Here is a 16,930-nt window from a genome sequence, read left to right on the forward strand (position 1 = left end):
AGAGCGCATGACCAGGTCCGACAAGGCGGTGGTCGTCGCCGGCATCAAGAAGTCCTTCGGCTCCGTCCAGGCGCTGCGCGACGTCAGCTTCGACGTCGAGCGGGGCGAGGTGCTCGGTCTGCTCGGCCCCAACGGGGCCGGCAAGACCACCACCGTGAATATTCTGTCCACGTTGATCAAGCCGGACAGCGGACGCGCGCTCATCGCCGGCCACGACGTCGTCAGCGACCCCTCCGGCGTGCGGCGGGCGTTGATGCTGACCGGCCAGCACGCCGCGCTGGACGATTTGCTGACAGGTCGCGAGAACCTGCTGATGTTCGGGCGGCTGCAGGGTCTGACCAAGAAGGTGGCCAAGCAGCGGGCCCAGGAACTGCTGGAGCAGTTCGACCTGGTGCATGCCGGTGACCGGCCCGTCGGCAACTACTCGGGCGGCATGAAGCGCCGCATCGACATCGCCTGCGGGCTGGTGGTGCGCCCGGAGGTGGTGTTCCTCGACGAGCCGACCACCGGCCTGGATCCCCGCAGCCGGCAGGCGATCTGGGAACTGGTCACCGACTTCAAAGAGGCCGGGATCGCCACGCTGCTGACCACGCAGTACCTCGAGGAGGCCGACCTCCTCAGCGACCGCATCATCGTCATCGACAAGGGCACCGTGATCGCCGAGGGCACCGCCGACCAGCTCAAGGAGCGCACCGGGGGCACCTACTGCGAGATCGTGCCCCGCCAGCTCGGCGACATTCCCGAGGTCGCCCGCATCCTCGGTCCGTTGCTGCCCGCCGCGAACCGCGCCGCGATCAGCGACTCCTCGGACCGGATCTCGATGCCGGCGCCGGACGGACCCAACACGCTGATGCAGGCGCTGCACCTGCTCAGCGAACACCACATCGAGCTGATGGACATCGCGCTGCGCCGGCCGTCCCTCGACGAGGTGTTCCTGGCGCTGACCGGGGACAGCACCCGCGGCCGGGACGGCCAGTCCGACGACCTCGTGGCCGCGGACGCGTCCGCGTGATCGACCAGTCCGCCATCCCGACGGCTGCCCGGCCGCCGGTCTCCGCGGTTCAGCAATGGTGGGTGCTCACCGTCCGGATGATCACTCCGACGCTGCGCAACGGGGAGCTGGCCACCCAGATCGTCGGCTCGATCGTGTTCACCATCGGCTACTACCTGCCGCTCAAACAGATGATGGGCGCGGTGCAGCCGCTGAGCAGCTACGCGCAGTACCTGACGCCGCTGATCGTGCTGCAGGCGATCTGGTTCGCCGCGATCTCGGCGGCGTTCCGCTCGGCGACCGACTCCGTCCAGGGCATCAACCGCCGCTTCCGGGCGATGCCGATCCCGGCGATCACCCCGCTGGCCTCCCGGATGACCGCCAGCATGTACCGCTGCTGTGTGGCGCTGGTGGTCTCGGTGGCGTGCGGCCATGTGATCGGCTTCCGGTTCGACAACGGCGTGCCGGGCCTCGTCGGCTTCGTCGCGCTGGTGCTGCTGATCGGCGCCGCGCTGGCGCTGATCGGCGACCTGATCGGCATCGCTACCCAGAACCCGGAGGCGACCGCGCCCATGATGCTGATCCCGCAGCTGACGCTCGGGCTGGCGTCGGTGGGTCTGCAGCCGGTCGAACGGTTCCCGGACTGGATCCAGGGCTTCGTCCGCAATCAGCCGCTGTCGCAGTGGGTCTACGCGCTGCAGGCCCTGGCCGGTGACAGCTCCGGTGCCGCGCCGGAGGCGAACTGGTCGGTGCTGTTCCCGGCGGTCGCGTGGGCGGTCGGCTGCATCGTCGTGGCGCTCACCCTGCACCTGTGGGTGACCAGGAAACGGCGGTCGGAATGACGCTGGAATCCTCGGAGCCCCTGGTGACCGCCCCGTACCGTCCCGGTGGCAGGCACCGCCGGGAGAAGATCTGGGAGAACTCGCCGAAGCGGCTGCTGCCGCAGGTAGGTGTGCTGACCTGGCGCATCCTGCGCCGCTGGAGCCGCGACCCGGCGACGCTCGTGCAGTCCTTCGTGATGCCCGCGGCGTTCCTGGTGGCCCTGGACATCGTGCTGGGCGACGTGCTCGAAGAGGTCACCGGGCACAGCGGCCTCTACGGCCAGGTGCCGCTGGTCGCCCTGGTCGGCGGAATGACGGGGGCGATCATCGGCGCGGTCGGCATCATGCGCGAGCGGGAAGTCGGGTTGCTGTCGCGCTTCTGGGTCGTCCCCGTGCACCGGGCCGCGGGCCTGCTGTCGCGGCTGGCCGCCGACTTCGTCCGCATCGTGGTGATCACGCTGGTGGTGATGTGCGTCGGCCTGGCTCTCGGGTTCCGGTTCGAACAGGGCGTCCTCGCCGCGATCCTGTGGGTGTTCATGCCCGCGCTGTTCGGGGTCGCGTTGTCGGCGGCGGTGCTGACGCTGGCGCTGTTCTCGTCGAACACGATCGTGCCGCAGGCCACCGAGATCGTCATCGCGATGCTGATGTTCTTCTCGATCGGGTTCGTGCCCCTGGACCAGTACCCGGAATGGCTGCAACCGATCGTCGAGCACCAACCGGTCAGCTATACGATCGAGGCCATGCGGGGCCTGTCCCTGGAGGGCCCGATCGCCGAGCCCGTGCTGTTCTCGGTGTTGTGGGCGGCCGGGATCGCCGCCGTGTGCGCGGTGCCCCTGGCGATCGGATACCGCAAGGCCAGCAAGCGTGGCTGACGGGCCCGTGAGACCCACCGAGACCGATACCTTGACCCCGGGAGTCTGACACTGATGTTTCCTTCATCGGGTATCCGCAAGCTCGCGCGCAGCGAGGAGATGTTCGCCGAGACGCACAACTTCATCGGCCTGGCGGCGCACGTGAAAGGCCCGATGGACGCCGACGCGCTGTCGGACGCGTTCGATCTGCTGCTGCAGGCCCATCCGGTGCTCGGCGGGCATCTGGAGCAGCTGCCCGACGGCAAGTGGGAGATCGTGCTCGACGACCTGATGCACCCCGGCATCGAAGTGGTCGAACTGTCCGGCGACGCGCCCGCGCCGCCGCTGCTGTTCGACCAGACCGTGTCGCTGGTGCATCTGCGCCTGACCGTCCGCGACGGCGTCGCTCAGCCGACGCTGTACATCCACCACAGCCTGGCCGACGGCCACCACCAGTTCAGCCTCGTCGAGGAACTGTTCTCCACCTACACCGACCTCGTCACCACCGGCACCGCCAAACCGATCCAGGTGCACCCGGCGCCGGAACCGCTGGAGGTGATCCTGGCCAACCGCGGCGTGGAGAAGCGCACCCGCTCCGGCCTGGAACGGCTGCTGGCCGCGATGTTCGTCTACGACCTGCCGCCGTCGCGGCGCGCCCCGTCGGAGGTCAATCCGGTTCTGCCGCAACTGGTCCCGATGGCGTACTGCACGCTCTCCGAACAGGACACCGAGAAGATCATCGCGTTCTGCCGGGCCAACAAGCTGGGCCTGAACAGCCTGCTGTCGGCGGCCGTGCTGATGGCCGAGTGGAATGTGCGCAACACCCCGAACATCCCGGTGCCGTACGTGTACCCGGTGGACCTGCGCTACCTGTTGTCACCGCCGGTGTCGGCCACCGAGAGCACCAACCCGGTGGGCATCGCGACCTATCTGGCCGAGATCGAGGCGGGCACCGACATCGCCGAGCTGGCCCGCGACATCAACGACACGTACAAGAAGGACATCGCCGAAGGCGTGATCCAGCAGAGCTTTCTGCACTTCAGCCCGCAATACGTGGGCAACCCGCCCGGCCTGCCCGACGTCGTCATGTTCACCGACAACGGCATCGTGCCCCCGCTGCGCACCCCGCCGGACATGGAGGTGGCCGCCAGCCACGGCGAGTTCTACTTCGCCGTGGGCGCGGGCATCGAGATCTACACCAGCAAGATCTTCAACGGGCAGTTGATGATCGAATACCACTCGCACGGCCCCGACCGTGAGAAGTCCGTCGCGGCGATCGAGACGCAGCTTCGGGGCGTCGTGGCCAAGCGCTCCGGTGCCGGCTGACCGGTCAGGCCTGCCGGGTAGGGTCCCCGTACGCGTAGCGGTGGTACTGCAGTGCGTTTCGCAGCGGCGGCAGCGCCCGCACCGCACGCTTGGCCGCCTGCAGCCCCTTACCCGTCTTGGCGTAGGTCTCGGCGTCGAAAAACGTTGTGGCGGCGAGCAAGCGGATGTCGGGCAGCTTGCCGAGGATGTCTTGCGGGTCGTTGACCGCCCAGTACAGCACCGAACCGGAGGTGCGCACCAGCGACTGCGTCTTCTGCGATTTGATGGCCAGCCAGTTGAAGAAGTCGATCTGCAGTTCGCCGACGCCGAAGCGGTCGATGAAGCGGCGCAGCAGCGCGATGCCCTCGTCCTCGGTCAGGTACATGCTGATGCCCTCGGCGATCAGCAGCGTGGGCCGGTCGGCCGGGATCTCGTCGAGCCAGTTCGGCTCGGTCGCCGGGGTCGCGATGAGCTGGTAGTTGGGCCGGCTGGGGTAGATCTGCTCGCGCAGCGCGATCACCTCGGGGAAATCCACGTCGTACCAACGGACGTCGGGTCCGGGGTCGACGCGGAACACGCGGCAGTCCAGGCCGCAGCCGAGGTGTACGACGGTGCACTCGGGGTGGGCGGTGATGAACTCGCGGACCCAGCGGTCGTAGAGCGCGGTGCGGACCGTGAACAGCGGAGCCCACTTCGGGGTGATCTCCAGTTCACGCCAATCGAAGTCGAGCTTGTCGATCGCGGCCTTGGCGAACCGGTCGCCCAGGATGGGGCGGTCGAAGTCGGCGTCGAGGGCCTTCAGGTACAGGGTCGACAGCATGGTCTTCGCCGGGCCAGTGAGGTCGACCGGAACTTTGTTGCTCACGTGTGTGAGGCTATTCGCAAAGGGCCCGGCGTGGCACGTCGGGTCGACGATGATGACGAGAGGATGGGCCGACCGTGACTCAATCGGGTCCGCCGCGGGTGCTGATGCTCTACTACAGCTACACGGGACAGTCCAAGAAGGTTCTCGACGCCGCCGCCGACGTGTTCCGCGACCGGGGATACGAGGTGACCGAGGCGCCGATCGAATTCACCGACCCGCGCTACGCGCAGCGATTCTCCCGGTTCCCGATGCACCGGGTGTGGCCGGAGTTCTTCGGCATGCTGCCTGCGCAGACGCTGCAGCGCACCGGCGACATCCGCACCCCCGACGCGGTGCGGCGCAACGACTACGACCTGATCTGCATCGGTTCGCCGACCTGGTGGGACACGGTGTCGATGCCGCTGCGATCGTTCCTGAAGTCACACGAGGCGCGGAATCTGCTGGACGGCAAGCGGTTCGCGGTGTTCGTGGTGTGCCGGCGCAAGTGGCGCAAGAACCTCGCAGGGGTGCGAAAGCTCGCCGAGAGCAAGGGCGGCCGCTACGTCGACGGCATCCACTTCACCTACCCGGGCGGGGAACTGCCGTCGATGCTGTCGCTGACGAGTTATCTGGGGTCGGGGGAGTACAAGGACCGCTACCTGGGTGTGAAACTGCCCCCCACCAACATCAACGACGAGCATCTGGAGGAGTCGCGGCGCTTCGCGGCCCGTGTCGCCGACAAGGCGTTCGGCAAGCAAGCGCGGGGGAACTGAGGCCGTGCCCCGTTCCTTCGACGTGACGACCGAGGCTGCCGCCGGGGTCGCCGACGTGCTGGCGGCGTTCGCCGAACGCGACTACTGGCTGGCCCGGCTGGCCGCCTACGGCGGCGACTCGATGCACCTGGATGCGCTGGACGCCGATGCCGGCGGCACCGTGGTGGTGCGCACCACCCAGGATCTGCGCCAGGACATGCTGCCCGGCGCGATCGCGCGGATGCTGCCCGGTGACACCAAGATCATGCGGACCGAGACGTGGCGGCCGGCCGTCGACGGGCGCGCGCAGGGCGACTTCACCATCACCGCACGCGGGGTGCCCAGTTCGGGCTCGGGCACGATGGTGCTCGCGCCGGTCGCGGCGGGATCGAGCCTGCGGGTCAGCGGCACCCTCGAGGTCCGGATCCCGGTGGTCGGCGGACGCATCGAACGCTACGTCGCCGACCTGATCGGCAGGGAGGTGCCGCAGATGCAGCTGTTCACCGCCGAGTGGATCCACGGGAGGGCCTGAGCGTGCCGGAACCGATTCCGACCACGGCCGAGGCGCTGGCCCGGCTGGACATGCCGTTGGTCGAGGCGATGATGACCCAGCGGGCGATCCGCCGGGTGCTGCCGGATCCGGTCGACGACGAGATCGTGCTGAAGTGCCTGGAGCTGGCGCTGCGGGCGCCCACCGGCGCCAACGGGCAGAATTGGGAATTCGTCGTGGTCAAGGATCCCAAGATCAAGCGCAAGCTGCAGCGCCGCTACCGGCTGGCGTGGCGGGTGTTCCACCGCACCTCGATCCGCGACATCGCATCCTATGACGAGGAGATGGCCAAGAGCGTGCGGGCCATCGAATGGCAGCTCGAGCACTTCCATGAGATTCCGGTGCTGGTCATCGCGTGCCTGCGGCTGTCCGCCCGCGACGGCAAGGTGCCGTATGTGCCGATGCCGCATGCGGCGGCGTCGGCGTTCTTCGGCTCGATCTACCCCAGCGTGCAGAATTTGTTGCTGGCAGCGCGGTCGATGGGGCTGGGCGCGTCGCTGATCACGTTGCCGCTGTGGAGTCTGACGTCGGCGCGCCGGGTACTGAAATTGCCTACGGAAGTAACGCCGTGCGCCGTGGTCCCGCTGGGTTGGCCCCGGGGCCGATACGGTCCTACCACGCGTAGACCCGTCGACGAAGTTGTCCATCTGGACCGCTACGGCAATCGGGCCTGGTTCGGGCCGAATCGGACGAAAACGCACTGAACGTATTGACGTAGCCGTCACGATTTGCGGTTCGACACGCGGTGTTTGCACTTTGCTAGACAATGCGGTTGCTGGTCGGTTACGTTCCTTGCCGTTGGGGGACAGCATTTTCACAGACTTCGAAGGGGGCGTCATGCCTGCTGCCGTTAAGCCGTACATCACGGCGGGCGTGGCGCTGGTGGGGGCCAGCGTCATTTCCGTCACTCCGATCGCACCGCAGGTGATCGCCGAACGCGCGACCGATCGGTACGTCGCTCTGACCGCGGCGGCGAGCAACATCTGCGACAGCGAGCCCACGTCGGCGCTGTGCACCGACACGGGGGCCTCGGATGTCGCGGTGACCAACAGTGCGGTGTTCGGCGACTCCTCGCTGCTCTACATCCCGGGCAATCTGTTCAACGCGTTGTTGAGCATCCCGGCATGGGAGATCCAGGCGATGGACCGGCTGGCCGACGCGATGATCGGCACCGGCAGCTGGCAGGTGTGGGGGCCCACCAACGTGTTCGGCTTCGACGAGTGGGATCCGCCGAAGCTCAAGGCGTTCATCGACGTGCTGATGCCGTTCCAGCCGTTCTCGTCGGTGCTCGGTGAGCAGATGAGCGTGTGGGCGCAGGCCAACCTGCCGATGAACTCCGGCTGCGCCGGCACGCCCGGGGCATGCCCCGACATGAGCATGCTGCTCGCCGGCATGTTCAAGGTCCCGGTGTCGCAGCTGTACGAGGGTTACACGTTCCCCGAAGCGGGTGAGCAGGGCTCGACCAACCCGTTCGACGGCTCGATCGTGCCGTGGGCCGGCACCACCGTGAAGCTGGAACCGTGGGGTCCGTTCAAGAACTCCTGGGAGTGGCTGACCACCCCGCCGAAGCCGGTGGCCAGCGTGCCGCTGTCCGATTTCATCCGGGTGCCCCTCAAGCTCGCCAAGTCCCTGTTCGACGCTTTCAACCCGTTCGTCCAGAACAGCAGCATCTTCAATCCGCGCAACGGGCTGCTGGCCGTGGTGGCCAAGGCGCTGGCGCCGCTGTTCTGCAAGAGCTGCGATCTGGACAACCTGTACGACAACCCGTGGCTGGGCGAGAATTACGAGCCGCATCCGCCGCTTCCGGAAGACGTGACAGGCGATGCGGCCCAGTCGGACGGTGACTCCGACGAGTCGGGCTCCGGCGCCGATCCCGCGCTGCAGCCGCAGGGGGCCACTCCGGAGCCGGACGAGCAGCAGACCGATCCCGAGTCCGCGGCCGTCACCAGCCTGCTGAAGAAGTTCCAGGCCGCAGGCGCCGAGGATTCGGCTGCCGGGGACGCCGGCGAGGAGCCCGCGGAGGGTGCCGGCGAGGAACCGGCCGAGGAGCCCGCGGAGGAGCCGGCCGAAGAACCGGTCGACGAGGCCGAGGGCGCCGACGACTCCGACGAAGGCGCCGGCAAGCACCGCCTCGACGAGGGGGACGACTCAGCGTCGGTGCAGTCCATCAAGGACAAGGTGGAGGCCGAGAAGGACGCCCCCGAAGACACCGACACCAAGGACACCAAGGACGCCGGCGACTCGGGTTCTGAGGATTAACCGCGGGGACGACTAACCGCGGCGCGCTGCGGCTTTCCGCAGCGCGGGCAGCAGCAGTGCGCGCGGGGTGAAACGCCCGCCGAGTCCGGTCAGTTTCGGCATCAGCCCGGGCACGACGAGGCGCTTGCCCTCGCGCATCGCCGCGATACCGGCTTCGGCGACGTCCTCGACCGAGACCGCAACCTTGCCGCCCGGCGGTCGTTCGCCGGCGATCTCCCACCATTCGGTCGGGACCGGTCCGGGGCACAGCGCGGAGCAGGACACGCCGGTGCCGTGCAGACCTTCGTGCACGGCCTCGGAGAACGTCTGCACGTAGGCCTTGGTCGCCGAGTACACCGCGGCGCCGGGGAGCGGTTGAAAACCGGCGATCGAGCCGATGTTGAGTACCGCTCCACTACCGCGCCGGATCATCTCGGGCAGCGCGGCGTGGGTGAGCTCGGTCAGCGCGAGGACGTTGACGATCACCTGGTCGCGTTCCCGCTCCGGGGGGAGGTGCTGGAGCAGCCCGTTGGTGCCGAACCCCGCGCTGTTCACCAGCCCCGCCACCGACCCGGCGCGCAGCCGCTCCACCGCCTCGGCGCGGCCGGATTCGGCGTTCAGATCCAGCGGTAACAACTCCACCGAAATCGAACGGACACTTCGCAATTCGTCGGCCAGCGCGTCGAGCCGGTCACGTCGTCGCGCGATCAGCGTGAGGTGGTGGCCCCGCCGGGCCAACCCACGGGCGATGTGTTCGCCGATTCCCGACGAAGCGCCGGTGATCACGACGGTGGTGCCTGGACTGGGCTGGGCAAGGCTCATGGGCGGCGATAGTACCCAGGCCGCCGTATACGCTGAGCGCGATGCTGGAGGTAATCGACAAGGGATCGGTCAGCGAATCTCACCCGGTCCCACTGCTGTTCGTCCACGGGGCCTGGCACGCGGCGTGGTGCTGGGACGAGCACTTCCTGGACTTCTTCGCCGGACGGGGCTACCGGGCGCTCGCGGTGAGCCTGCGCGGGCACGGCGGCAGCGGCACCGACAAGAAGCTCAAGGATCTGACCTTCGAGGATTTCATCGCCGACATCACCGCCGCCGCGGACACGTTGCCGACGCGTCCGGTCATCGTCGGACATTCGATGGGCGGGGTGCTGGTCCAGAAATACCTGGAGAGCCGCGACGCGCCGGCCGCGGTGTTGATGGCGTCCATGCCCCCGACAGGTTCGCTGCGGTCCGGGCTGCGGTGGATCAAAAGTCACCCGTGGCATTTCGCCAAGCTGACGGTGACCGGAAGATCACTGCCCTATGTCAGCACACCCGCGCTGGCCAGAGAGCGGTTCTTCTCCCCGAACACGCCGGAATCCGTCGTGTGCCACTACGCGGGACGCCTGCAGGAGGAGAGCGCCCGGATGGGGCTCGACGGTCTGGTGAAGCGGCCACGTCCGGACCGGGTGCACGCCCCGGTGCTCGTTCTCGGCGCCGCCGAGGACGGCGCGGTGACCCGGGACGAAGTGCGGGCGACCGCCGCGGCGTACGGTACCGACGCGCACTTCTTCCCGGCGATGGGGCACAACATGATGCTCGAGGCCGGGTGGAGGGATGTCGCCGGCCGCATCGACACCTGGCTGCGCGACCGCGGACTGTAGACACCGGCTTTGCCGCCCGCCTGCCCCGCGATTGCCACACCCATAATGACGCCGGCGTCAGCAAACGGCCCGGCGGACCCTCGCCCGCTGTGGGCCGCGGCGTCCGGCCACGGCGCGCAGCGTGCATCGACCGTCCCGACGTCCGGCGCCGGGGACCCTCGACGGGGTGGCCGCGCGGGCTGCGGCATATCGGTGGGGCCCGCCGCCGGACACTCCGTAGAGCATGCTCCTGGCGGTCGCCGCGCTGTGGGGAAGCGGCCATTCCGGGGCGCGAACCCCCGCCACCCTCCGATGTGTGATCAAAAATGTTGCCGGACAACCTATTTGCGGGCGTCCCGAGCGGGCGGGGCGGCAGAGCCGGTGCGGCCCCCAGACGCGCGGCGCACCGGCTCCGACCGCGGCGCGACACGCCGGTCCACGCTCCGCGAGCCGGCCGGAGAAGCGCGTCGCGGTGTTCAGCAAGCCTGCCCGCAGCCCTGCAATACGGCCTCTGCGACGTCGGTCCAGGGGGCGTTTCCGCATGAAGAACATGGTGCCGCCAGGCCGCCTCGCCGCCGGCACAAACGCCGCGAATCTGGCTGCCGGCCGCGCAACCGCGGCAGCGCTGGAGGAGGGTTTGCTGATCCGTCTACCAAATCGAGACCTTTGGGGTATTCTCCCTTCGTCAGGGATCGTGCCTACCGTGCAGCTTTGACAGATCGACGCCCCCGGGGGCCGGTCACACGCGACGTGCGTCGCCGTTGATTGCCCAGGTGGCGCCGTTTTGTGAGGGCACCGGGGGCGTATTGGTCGGCGCGCGTCCCCGCACGATGCCAACTGCGTGATCCCGCCCTTTCCGGGCGGGATCATCTGCACCTCAGGAAAGGGACGTTAGTGAATCGAGCGACGAAGACGGCGCTGACGGCGGCTCTGCCGTTCATGATGCTGCCGCTCACCGTTGCCGGACCGCTGCCCACGGCCGCCGCTGCGGCCGTCGAGCTGCCCCCCGGTCCGGCCACCGTCCTGCACACCGGTCCGACCCCGTGGTCCACACCGACCAACTTCGGCGGGATCATCTGCGAGCTGGAGCGCGAGTGCCGCGAGGTGTACTACCAGTACGTGATGCCGCTCGGGACGTTCGAGCCGGGGCTGGCCGAGAACGTCAAGACGATGAACTTCGCGCTGAACAACACCGAGGGCAACAAGGTCGCCTACGGGTTCAGCGGCGGCGCACGTGTGGTCTCCAAGTGGCTGGAGGACAACGCCGACTCCACCGCGATCTCGCCCGAGGAACTGTCGGTCCTGCTCGTCGGCAACGGCGGGCGAAAGTACGGCGGCATCAACGGCTGGTTCTACCGCGACTCGCTGATGACCCCCACCGACACCCCGTTCTCGGTGACCGACGTGGCGCGGGAGTACGACCCGATCGCCGACTTCCCGGACAACCCGTTCAACCTGCTCGCGCTGGCCAACGCCATCTCGGCGTTCGGCAACGTGCACATGAAGTACTCCGAGGCCGACCTCAACGCGCCGGGCAACTATGTCTGGACCGAGGGCAACACCACCTACGTCTTCATCCCCACCGCCCAACTGCCGCTGCTGGCGGGGCTGCGCACCTGGGGGATGGGCGCGCTGGCCGACCAGCTGGAAGCACCGCTGCGGGCGATCATCGACAAGGCCTACAAGCGGGACTACCTGGCGGACGCCGAGGTCATCGGCGAGTCGGACGACGAGGACGACGCCAACCCGGTGCAGCCGGTCGCCGCGGCGATCCCGACCGGCCCGGGCGAGGCCTGCTCGGGCTACAACACCGACGGCTGTGACATCGAGAAGGATCAGTCGTACACCCCGATCACCGCGCCGAATCTGGAGAACGCGGCGTGGCAGAACGTGCTGCCGAACCTGTTCAACGCGCTGATCAGCGTGCCGCGGGCCTACCTCGACGGGCTCAACGACCTGTCGCACGCACTCGAGGTGACCGGCAGCTGGTGGGTCTACACGCCCACCAACGTGCTCGGCTACGACCCGGCCGACCCGCCGAAGATCACCGCGGTCACCAACCTGCTGATCCCGTTCAAGCCGCTGTCGAACGCGCTCGGCGAGCACGTGTCGTGGTGGGCCAAGGCCAACCTGCCGATGGACGCCGGCTGCACCGGCACCGCGCCGCCCACCTGCAAAGACGCGAACTCCATCCTGAGCAAGATGTTCCTGGCCCCGATCTGGGACCTGGTCAACGGTTACAAGTTCCCCGAGCTGAACAATCCCGTCAGCGAGGAAGAGGGCGCTGCGGGCGAGGAGATCCCGGGCCAGACGGGCGCCCCGGTGCCGTGGTCCGGCGAGGCCGTCCAGCTCAACCCGTGGGATCCGGTGTACAACACGCTGAACTACCTGTTCGCGCCGCCGGAGCAGAACCGTCCCGAGCCGATCACGTTCACCGAGGTGGTGGAATCGGTGGTCCGCTTCGGCAAGGCGCTGTGGCTGGACTTCAACCCGTTCGTACCGGGCAGCTTCCTGTGGAAGGGCTACCCGTACACGCTGGTGACCCCGTTCATCAAGCCGTTCGTCAAGCTGCTGTGCCCGTCGTGCGACCCGGAGAACCCCGGGGACCCGACGCCGTTCAGCGATGCGCCGGAGAACGGCGAGGAGCAGGACGCCCCGAGCGCCGAGGGCGCCGAGGACACCGCGCTGCTGGCCTCCTCCACCAAGACCGCCGACGAGGGCACCGCCTCGGAGGAGGGCACCGAGCAGGACAGCGTGGTGAACACCGCGGTCAACGACCTGCTCCAGAAGTTCAAGCTCGCCCCGCAGGAGGAGGAAGCGGCCCCGGTCGACGAGAAGTCCGGCGACGAGGCCGGCCAGGAGCAGCCCGCCGACGAGGTCACCGACGAGACGCCGGCGGCCGAGGACGAGGGCAAGACCGAGACCGGAACCCCGGCCGAGACCAAGCCCGACACCGGGGTTGACGAGGGTAAGGACGAGGCGGGCGATCCCACCGAGACCGAGTCCGACGCCGAATCCGATGCCGCGGACGAGGACCAGGACAAGGGCGCGGTGTCCGAGGACTCCGAGAAGCCGTCGACCGGCGGTAAGCACCGCAAGACCGACACTGCCGACTCCTCGAACGAGTCCACGTCGGGCGCCGACTCGAACAAGGAGAGCGCCGGCGCGAGCAGCGGCGGCTCTGATTCAGGCGAATAGGAAAGCCTGAAGCGTTGAACGTAGTATCGCCGGAGTGAGCACGGAGCAGTTTGACGCCGTCATCGTCGGGGCAGGATTCGGCGGGATGGGTGCGGCGATCCAGCTGAACCAGCTGGGTTACCGCAACATCGCGATCCTCGACCGCGAGGACGACTTGGGTGGGACGTGGCACGTCAACCGTTATCCAGGCCTGACGGTTGACGTCCCGTCCACCACCTATTCGTACTGGTTCGAACCGAACCCGTACTGGTCGCGGCTGTATGCGCCGGGCTCGGAACTCAAGACCTACGCCGAGCACGTCGCCGACAAGTACGACCTGCGCCGGTACATGCGGTTCAACACCGTCGTCGACGGCGCCCGCTGGGACGACGAGGCCCAGGAATGGGTGGTGTCGTTGACCGGCGGTCAGACCCTGCGGTCGCAGTTCCTGGTGCTGGCGACCGGTTATCTGTGTCAGCCGAAGAAGCCGGACATCCCCGGCATCGACACGTTCGCCGGGACGGTGCTGCACGCCCAGGAATGGGACGACGACTATTCGCTGCGGGGCAAGCGGGCCGCGATCATCGGCACCGGCTCGACCGGCGTGCAGCTCATCCCGAAGCTGGCCGAGGATGTCGCCGACCTGACGGTGTACCAGCGCACACCGATCTGGGTGATGCCGAAGTTCGACCTGTCGTTCGGTCCCCGGACACAGCGGATCTTCGCGAAGTTCCCTGCGACGCAACGTTTTGTGCGGCTCTCCAGCGACATGTTCATGGACATCATGACCACGCTGGCGATGTGGAAGTTCCGTCAGCTGCGACCGATCAACACCGCGGCCGCCAAGATCGGGGCGCTGCACCGGTTCCTGGCCATCCGCGACAAGGATTTGCGACGCAAGCTGACACCGGATTACGACTTCGGGTGCAAGCGACCCACGCTGTCGAACGTCTATTACCGCACGTTCACCAAACCCCATGTGCACCTGGAGACCGGCGGCATCGACCACATCGAACCGGACGGCATCGTCGGCAGGGACGGCACCAAGCGCGTCATCGACACGTTGGTGCTGGCCACCGGGTTCGATGTGTGGGAGTCGAACCTGCCCGCCATCGAGGTGATCGGCCGGGACGGCCGTGATCTGGGGAAGTGGTGGCGCGAGAACAGGTTCCAGGCCTACGAGGGTATGACGGTGCCGCAGTTCCCGAACTTGGTGACCCAGGCCAGCCCGTACGCGTGGGTGGGCATGTCCTGGTTCGACACCGTCGAGTACCAGATGCGCCACATGAAGCGGCTCTTCGGCGAGCTGCAGCGCCGGGGTGGCCGCACCTTCGAGGTCACCGAGGAGGCCAACGCCCGTTTCCTCGAGCGCATGCTGACTCTGCTCGACGATTCGGTGTTCCGGCTCGGCGACTGCACGAACTCGCGGTCCTACTGGTTCAACAGCTCCGGCGAGGCGCCGCTGTTCCGGCCGACGTCCATCCGTCAGGCGGTCAAGGAGCAGGAGAGATTCCCGCTCAGCGACTACGCGATAGCCTGATAGTTCACTAGCTCACCAGAGGTAAGGGGTGACGGAATGGCGACGGCCACCACCGATCCAGTGCGGCTCCCGCCGGGTCCGCGGATTCCCAAGCTGATCCAGGGCGCGGCCGTGCTGACCCAGCGCTACGGTGCGATCGCGGCGCTGGGCCGCAAGTACGGCCCGACCTTCACGCTGAACATCCCGGTCTTCGGCGAGACGGTGGTCATCAGCGACCCGGTGCTGGTCAAGGACCTGTTCAGCACCCACCGCGACCTGGTGGGCCGGCCGCAGAACAACCTGGGCGGCGACGTGCTGGGGCCCGGTTCGATCTTCAACCTCGAAGGCGATGAGCTGCAGGCGCGGCGCAAACTGCTGCTCCCGCCGTTCAACGGCAAGAGCATGCGCGGCTACGCGAGCATCACCGAGGAAGAGGCCGTCCGCGAGATCCGGACGTGGCCCGAGGGCGTGGAGTTCGAGACGCTCGAGCCGATGATGCGCATCACGCTCAACACCATTCTGCGCGCCGTGTTCGGCGCGGAGGGCGAGCAGCTCGACGAACTGCGCGTGCTGATGCCCAAGGCCGTCGAGTTCGGTTCCAAGATCGCGCTGATGCCGTCCATCGTGCGGCGCGACTTCGGTCCGTGGAGCCCCGGCGGCAAGTTCGCCGGTTACCGCAAGCGAATGGACGAGCTGCTGAACTCGCTGCTCGACGACGCGCGTGCCGACCCGAACTTCACCGAGCGCAACGACGTGCTGTCGCTGCTGCTGCAGGCCCGCTACGACGACGGCTCACCGATGCCGGACTCCTACATTCTCGACGAGCTGCTCACCATGCTGGTCGCCGGGCACGAGACCACCTCCACGCAACTGGCCTGGACCATCGAGCGGATCCGCCGCCACCCGGAGCTGCTGGCGCGGCTTACCGAGGAGGTGGACGCCGGCGGCAACGAGCTGTTGCTCGCGACGATCGCCGAATCCCAGCGCACCCGTCCCGTGCTGACGGCCGCGCTGCGCCGGGCTCGGACGCGGATCCAGTTGGGGGAGTGGGTGATCCCCGAAGGGGACACGATTCTGGCGAGTACCCAGCTGGCGATGGCTGCCGAGTCGAGCTTCCCCGATGCCGAGAAGTTCGACCCCGACCGGTTTCTCGGAAAGGCGCCGAACCCGTTCGCGTGGATCCCGTTCGGCGGCGGCATGATGCGCTGCATCGGGGCGTCCTTCGCGACCATGGAGATGGAAGTGACGCTGCGCGCGATGCTGCGTGAGTTCACAATCGAGCCGACCACCGAACCCGACGAGAAGCCGCACAGCCGCGGTGTCACCGTCACACCGGCGCGCAACGGCCGCGTGGTCGTGCACCGTCGCAAGAACTCCGCGCCCCGCAACGCGGACTCCGTGTCGGTCGCCGAGAGCAGCTAGAAGCGATACTGCAGGATCCGCGCCTTGCGCGCGATCGCCGGCACCCGGTGCGACAGCCGGCCCGCCAGCCGCAGGCCACCCGGAAACAGCGCCGCCTCGGGCCGCTGCATGACGCTGGCTTCCTCCAGCAGGGCGAGGTCGGGGTTCCAGCTCTCGGGCCGCCGAGCGTCCTTGAAGCCCGCGAAATTCCACTGGTCGTGCGGTGAGTTCGTCTTGCGTGCGGTGGCCACCCTGCCGACCAGCCGGTTGAGCCTGCTGACCGGCCCGTAGTCGTTGAAAGCGATGACGCCGGAAGCGAAATGGCCGGTGACGCGGCGCAGTATCGCGATGACGTCCGACTCGTCGAGGAACGCGACCAGACCGTCGGCGAACACCATCGTCGGCCGGTCGGCGGGAATCGCGTCGGTCCAGCCCGGTTCGAGCAGGGACGCCGGCACCGGATGGTCGTGAGTGGGAAGCAGTGCCTGACGGGTGGCGATCACGGCGGGCAGGTCGACGCTGTACCAGTCCACGCCGGACGGGGGATCGATGCGCAGCACGGCGCTGTTGAATCCGGCGCCCAGGTCGACGACGACGGCGTCGGGATGTTCGGCGATGAAGCCGCGGATGCGCTCGTCGAGCATCTTGGCTCGCAACGCCACCAACGGCACCACACTCGGTGTGGCGGCCAGCGTGGTGAAGTCATAGTCGATCTGAGCCACGGTGGCCGCGGCCCGGTGGTCACCGAGGATTGGATGGACGGCTCTGCTGTCGGTTGCCCGGCAGTACTCGGTGAGCAACGCGGTCTGTTCGATCGAGGTGAGCCCGCTGACATCCATACCGCCAGCCAAGCACA

At 67.9% G+C, this 16,930-nt stretch carries 15 protein-coding genes; 12 read left to right on the top strand and 3 right to left on the bottom strand.

The genetic code is table 11. From position 1 onward, the window contains the following. The first annotated feature begins 7 nt into the window (after positions 1–7). From KXD97_RS22975 to KXD97_RS22990, 4 genes are read left to right on the top strand one after another with little or no spacing between them, the layout of a single operon-like run. Positions 8–1,012, top strand: coding sequence for an ATP-binding cassette domain-containing protein (locus KXD97_RS22975; RefSeq protein ID WP_260752678.1), 1,005 nt, complete (start codon positions 8–10; stop codon positions 1,010–1,012). After that, positions 1,009–1,833, top strand: coding sequence for an ABC transporter permease (locus KXD97_RS22980; protein ID WP_260752679.1), 825 nt, complete (start codon positions 1,009–1,011; stop codon positions 1,831–1,833). The genes KXD97_RS22975 and KXD97_RS22980 overlap by 4 nt, the downstream gene beginning before the upstream one ends. Next, positions 1,830–2,684: an ABC transporter permease gene (locus KXD97_RS22985; RefSeq protein ID WP_313901389.1), complete on the top strand. Its 855-nt coding sequence runs from the start codon at positions 1,830–1,832 to the stop codon at positions 2,682–2,684. Before KXD97_RS22980 ends, KXD97_RS22985 begins: the two co-directional genes overlap by 4 nt. A gap of 54 nt (positions 2,685–2,738) precedes the next feature. Further along, a complete protein-coding gene (locus tag KXD97_RS22990; RefSeq protein WP_260752681.1) occupies positions 2,739–3,989 on the top strand; it encodes a phthiocerol/phthiodiolone dimycocerosyl transferase in 1,251 nt (416 codons plus the stop codon). Positions 3,990–3,993: 4 nt separating this feature from the next. Here KXD97_RS22990 and KXD97_RS22995 read toward each other — a convergent pair whose 3' ends face one another. After that, positions 3,994–4,833 carry a class I SAM-dependent methyltransferase gene (locus tag KXD97_RS22995; RefSeq protein ID WP_260752682.1) on the bottom strand — a complete coding sequence of 280 codons (840 nt, stop codon included), beginning with the start codon at positions 4,831–4,833 and terminating at the stop codon, positions 3,994–3,996. A 104-nt stretch (positions 4,834–4,937) separates the two neighbouring features. Here KXD97_RS22995 and KXD97_RS23000 point away from each other — a divergent pair, with 104 nt between their 5' ends. From KXD97_RS23000 to KXD97_RS23015, 4 genes are all read left to right on the top strand, one after another. Beyond that, positions 4,938–5,585: a flavodoxin family protein gene (locus KXD97_RS23000; RefSeq protein ID WP_260758125.1), complete on the top strand. Its 648-nt coding sequence runs from the start codon at positions 4,938–4,940 to the stop codon at positions 5,583–5,585. A gap of 4 nt (positions 5,586–5,589) precedes the next feature. After that, positions 5,590–6,096, top strand: coding sequence for a DUF2505 domain-containing protein (locus KXD97_RS23005; protein WP_260752683.1), 507 nt, complete (start codon positions 5,590–5,592; stop codon positions 6,094–6,096). Between the two features lie 2 nt (positions 6,097–6,098). Beyond that, positions 6,099–6,818 (top strand): nitroreductase family protein, encoded by a 720-nt coding sequence (locus tag KXD97_RS23010; protein ID WP_260752684.1) that lies wholly within the window; start codon positions 6,099–6,101, stop codon positions 6,816–6,818. 133 nt (positions 6,819–6,951) lie between these two features. Then, a complete protein-coding gene (locus KXD97_RS23015; RefSeq protein ID WP_260752685.1) occupies positions 6,952–8,373 on the top strand; it encodes a hypothetical protein in 1,422 nt (473 codons plus the stop codon). 12 nt (positions 8,374–8,385) lie between these two features. Here KXD97_RS23015 and KXD97_RS23020 read toward each other — a convergent pair whose 3' ends face one another. Next, positions 8,386–9,174: an SDR family oxidoreductase gene (locus KXD97_RS23020; RefSeq protein ID WP_260752686.1), complete on the bottom strand. Its 789-nt coding sequence runs from the start codon at positions 9,172–9,174 to the stop codon at positions 8,386–8,388. Positions 9,175–9,215: 41 nt separating this feature from the next. Between KXD97_RS23020 and KXD97_RS23025 the strand changes: the two genes are divergently transcribed. The 4 genes from KXD97_RS23025 (at position 9,216) to KXD97_RS23040 (ending at position 16,095) form a co-directional block, all read left to right on the top strand. Next, positions 9,216–9,998 (top strand): alpha/beta hydrolase, encoded by a 783-nt coding sequence (locus KXD97_RS23025; RefSeq protein WP_260752687.1) that lies wholly within the window; start codon positions 9,216–9,218, stop codon positions 9,996–9,998. Between the two features lie 873 nt (positions 9,999–10,871). Then, positions 10,872–13,175: a PE-PPE domain-containing protein gene (locus KXD97_RS23030; RefSeq protein ID WP_260752688.1), complete on the top strand. Its 2,304-nt coding sequence runs from the start codon at positions 10,872–10,874 to the stop codon at positions 13,173–13,175. Between the two features lie 34 nt (positions 13,176–13,209). Continuing rightward, the gene (locus KXD97_RS23035; RefSeq protein WP_260752689.1) at positions 13,210–14,694 is read left to right on the top strand and encodes an NAD(P)/FAD-dependent oxidoreductase; all 1,485 of its coding nucleotides are present in this window, start codon (positions 13,210–13,212) and stop codon (positions 14,692–14,694) included. A 36-nt stretch (positions 14,695–14,730) separates the two neighbouring features. Then, positions 14,731–16,095 (top strand): cytochrome P450, encoded by a 1,365-nt coding sequence (locus KXD97_RS23040; protein ID WP_260752690.1) that lies wholly within the window; start codon positions 14,731–14,733, stop codon positions 16,093–16,095. Here the strand turns inward: KXD97_RS23040 and KXD97_RS23045 are convergent. Continuing rightward, a complete protein-coding gene (locus KXD97_RS23045) occupies positions 16,092–16,913 on the bottom strand; it encodes a class I SAM-dependent methyltransferase (protein WP_260752691.1) in 822 nt (273 codons plus the stop codon). The two genes, KXD97_RS23040 and KXD97_RS23045, sit on opposite strands and share 4 nt — an antisense overlap. Positions 16,914–16,930: the final 17 nt, after the last annotated feature.

Source organism: Mycobacterium sp. SMC-8 (assembly GCF_025263565.1).
Taxonomy (GTDB): domain Bacteria; phylum Actinomycetota; class Actinomycetes; order Mycobacteriales; family Mycobacteriaceae; genus Mycobacterium.

Coding starts and splice junctions, on each gene's coding strand:
- KXD97_RS22975 (WP_260752678.1), top strand. CDS start 8: ATGACCAGGTCCGACAAGGCGGTGGTCGTCGCCGGCATCAAGAAGTCC.
- KXD97_RS22985 (WP_313901389.1), top strand. CDS start 1,830: ATGACGCTGGAATCCTCGGAGCCCCTGGTGACCGCCCCGTACCGTCCC.
- KXD97_RS22990 (WP_260752681.1), top strand. CDS start 2,739: ATGTTTCCTTCATCGGGTATCCGCAAGCTCGCGCGCAGCGAGGAGATG.
- KXD97_RS23000 (WP_260758125.1), top strand. CDS start 4,938: ATGCTCTACTACAGCTACACGGGACAGTCCAAGAAGGTTCTCGACGCC.
- KXD97_RS23015 (WP_260752685.1), top strand. CDS start 6,952: ATGCCTGCTGCCGTTAAGCCGTACATCACGGCGGGCGTGGCGCTGGTG.
- KXD97_RS23020 (WP_260752686.1), bottom strand. CDS start 9,174: ATGAGCCTTGCCCAGCCCAGTCCAGGCACCACCGTCGTGATCACCGGC.
- KXD97_RS23025 (WP_260752687.1), top strand. CDS start 9,216: ATGCTGGAGGTAATCGACAAGGGATCGGTCAGCGAATCTCACCCGGTC.
- KXD97_RS23040 (WP_260752690.1), top strand. CDS start 14,731: ATGGCGACGGCCACCACCGATCCAGTGCGGCTCCCGCCGGGTCCGCGG.
- KXD97_RS23045 (WP_260752691.1), bottom strand. CDS start 16,913: ATGGATGTCAGCGGGCTCACCTCGATCGAACAGACCGCGTTGCTCACC.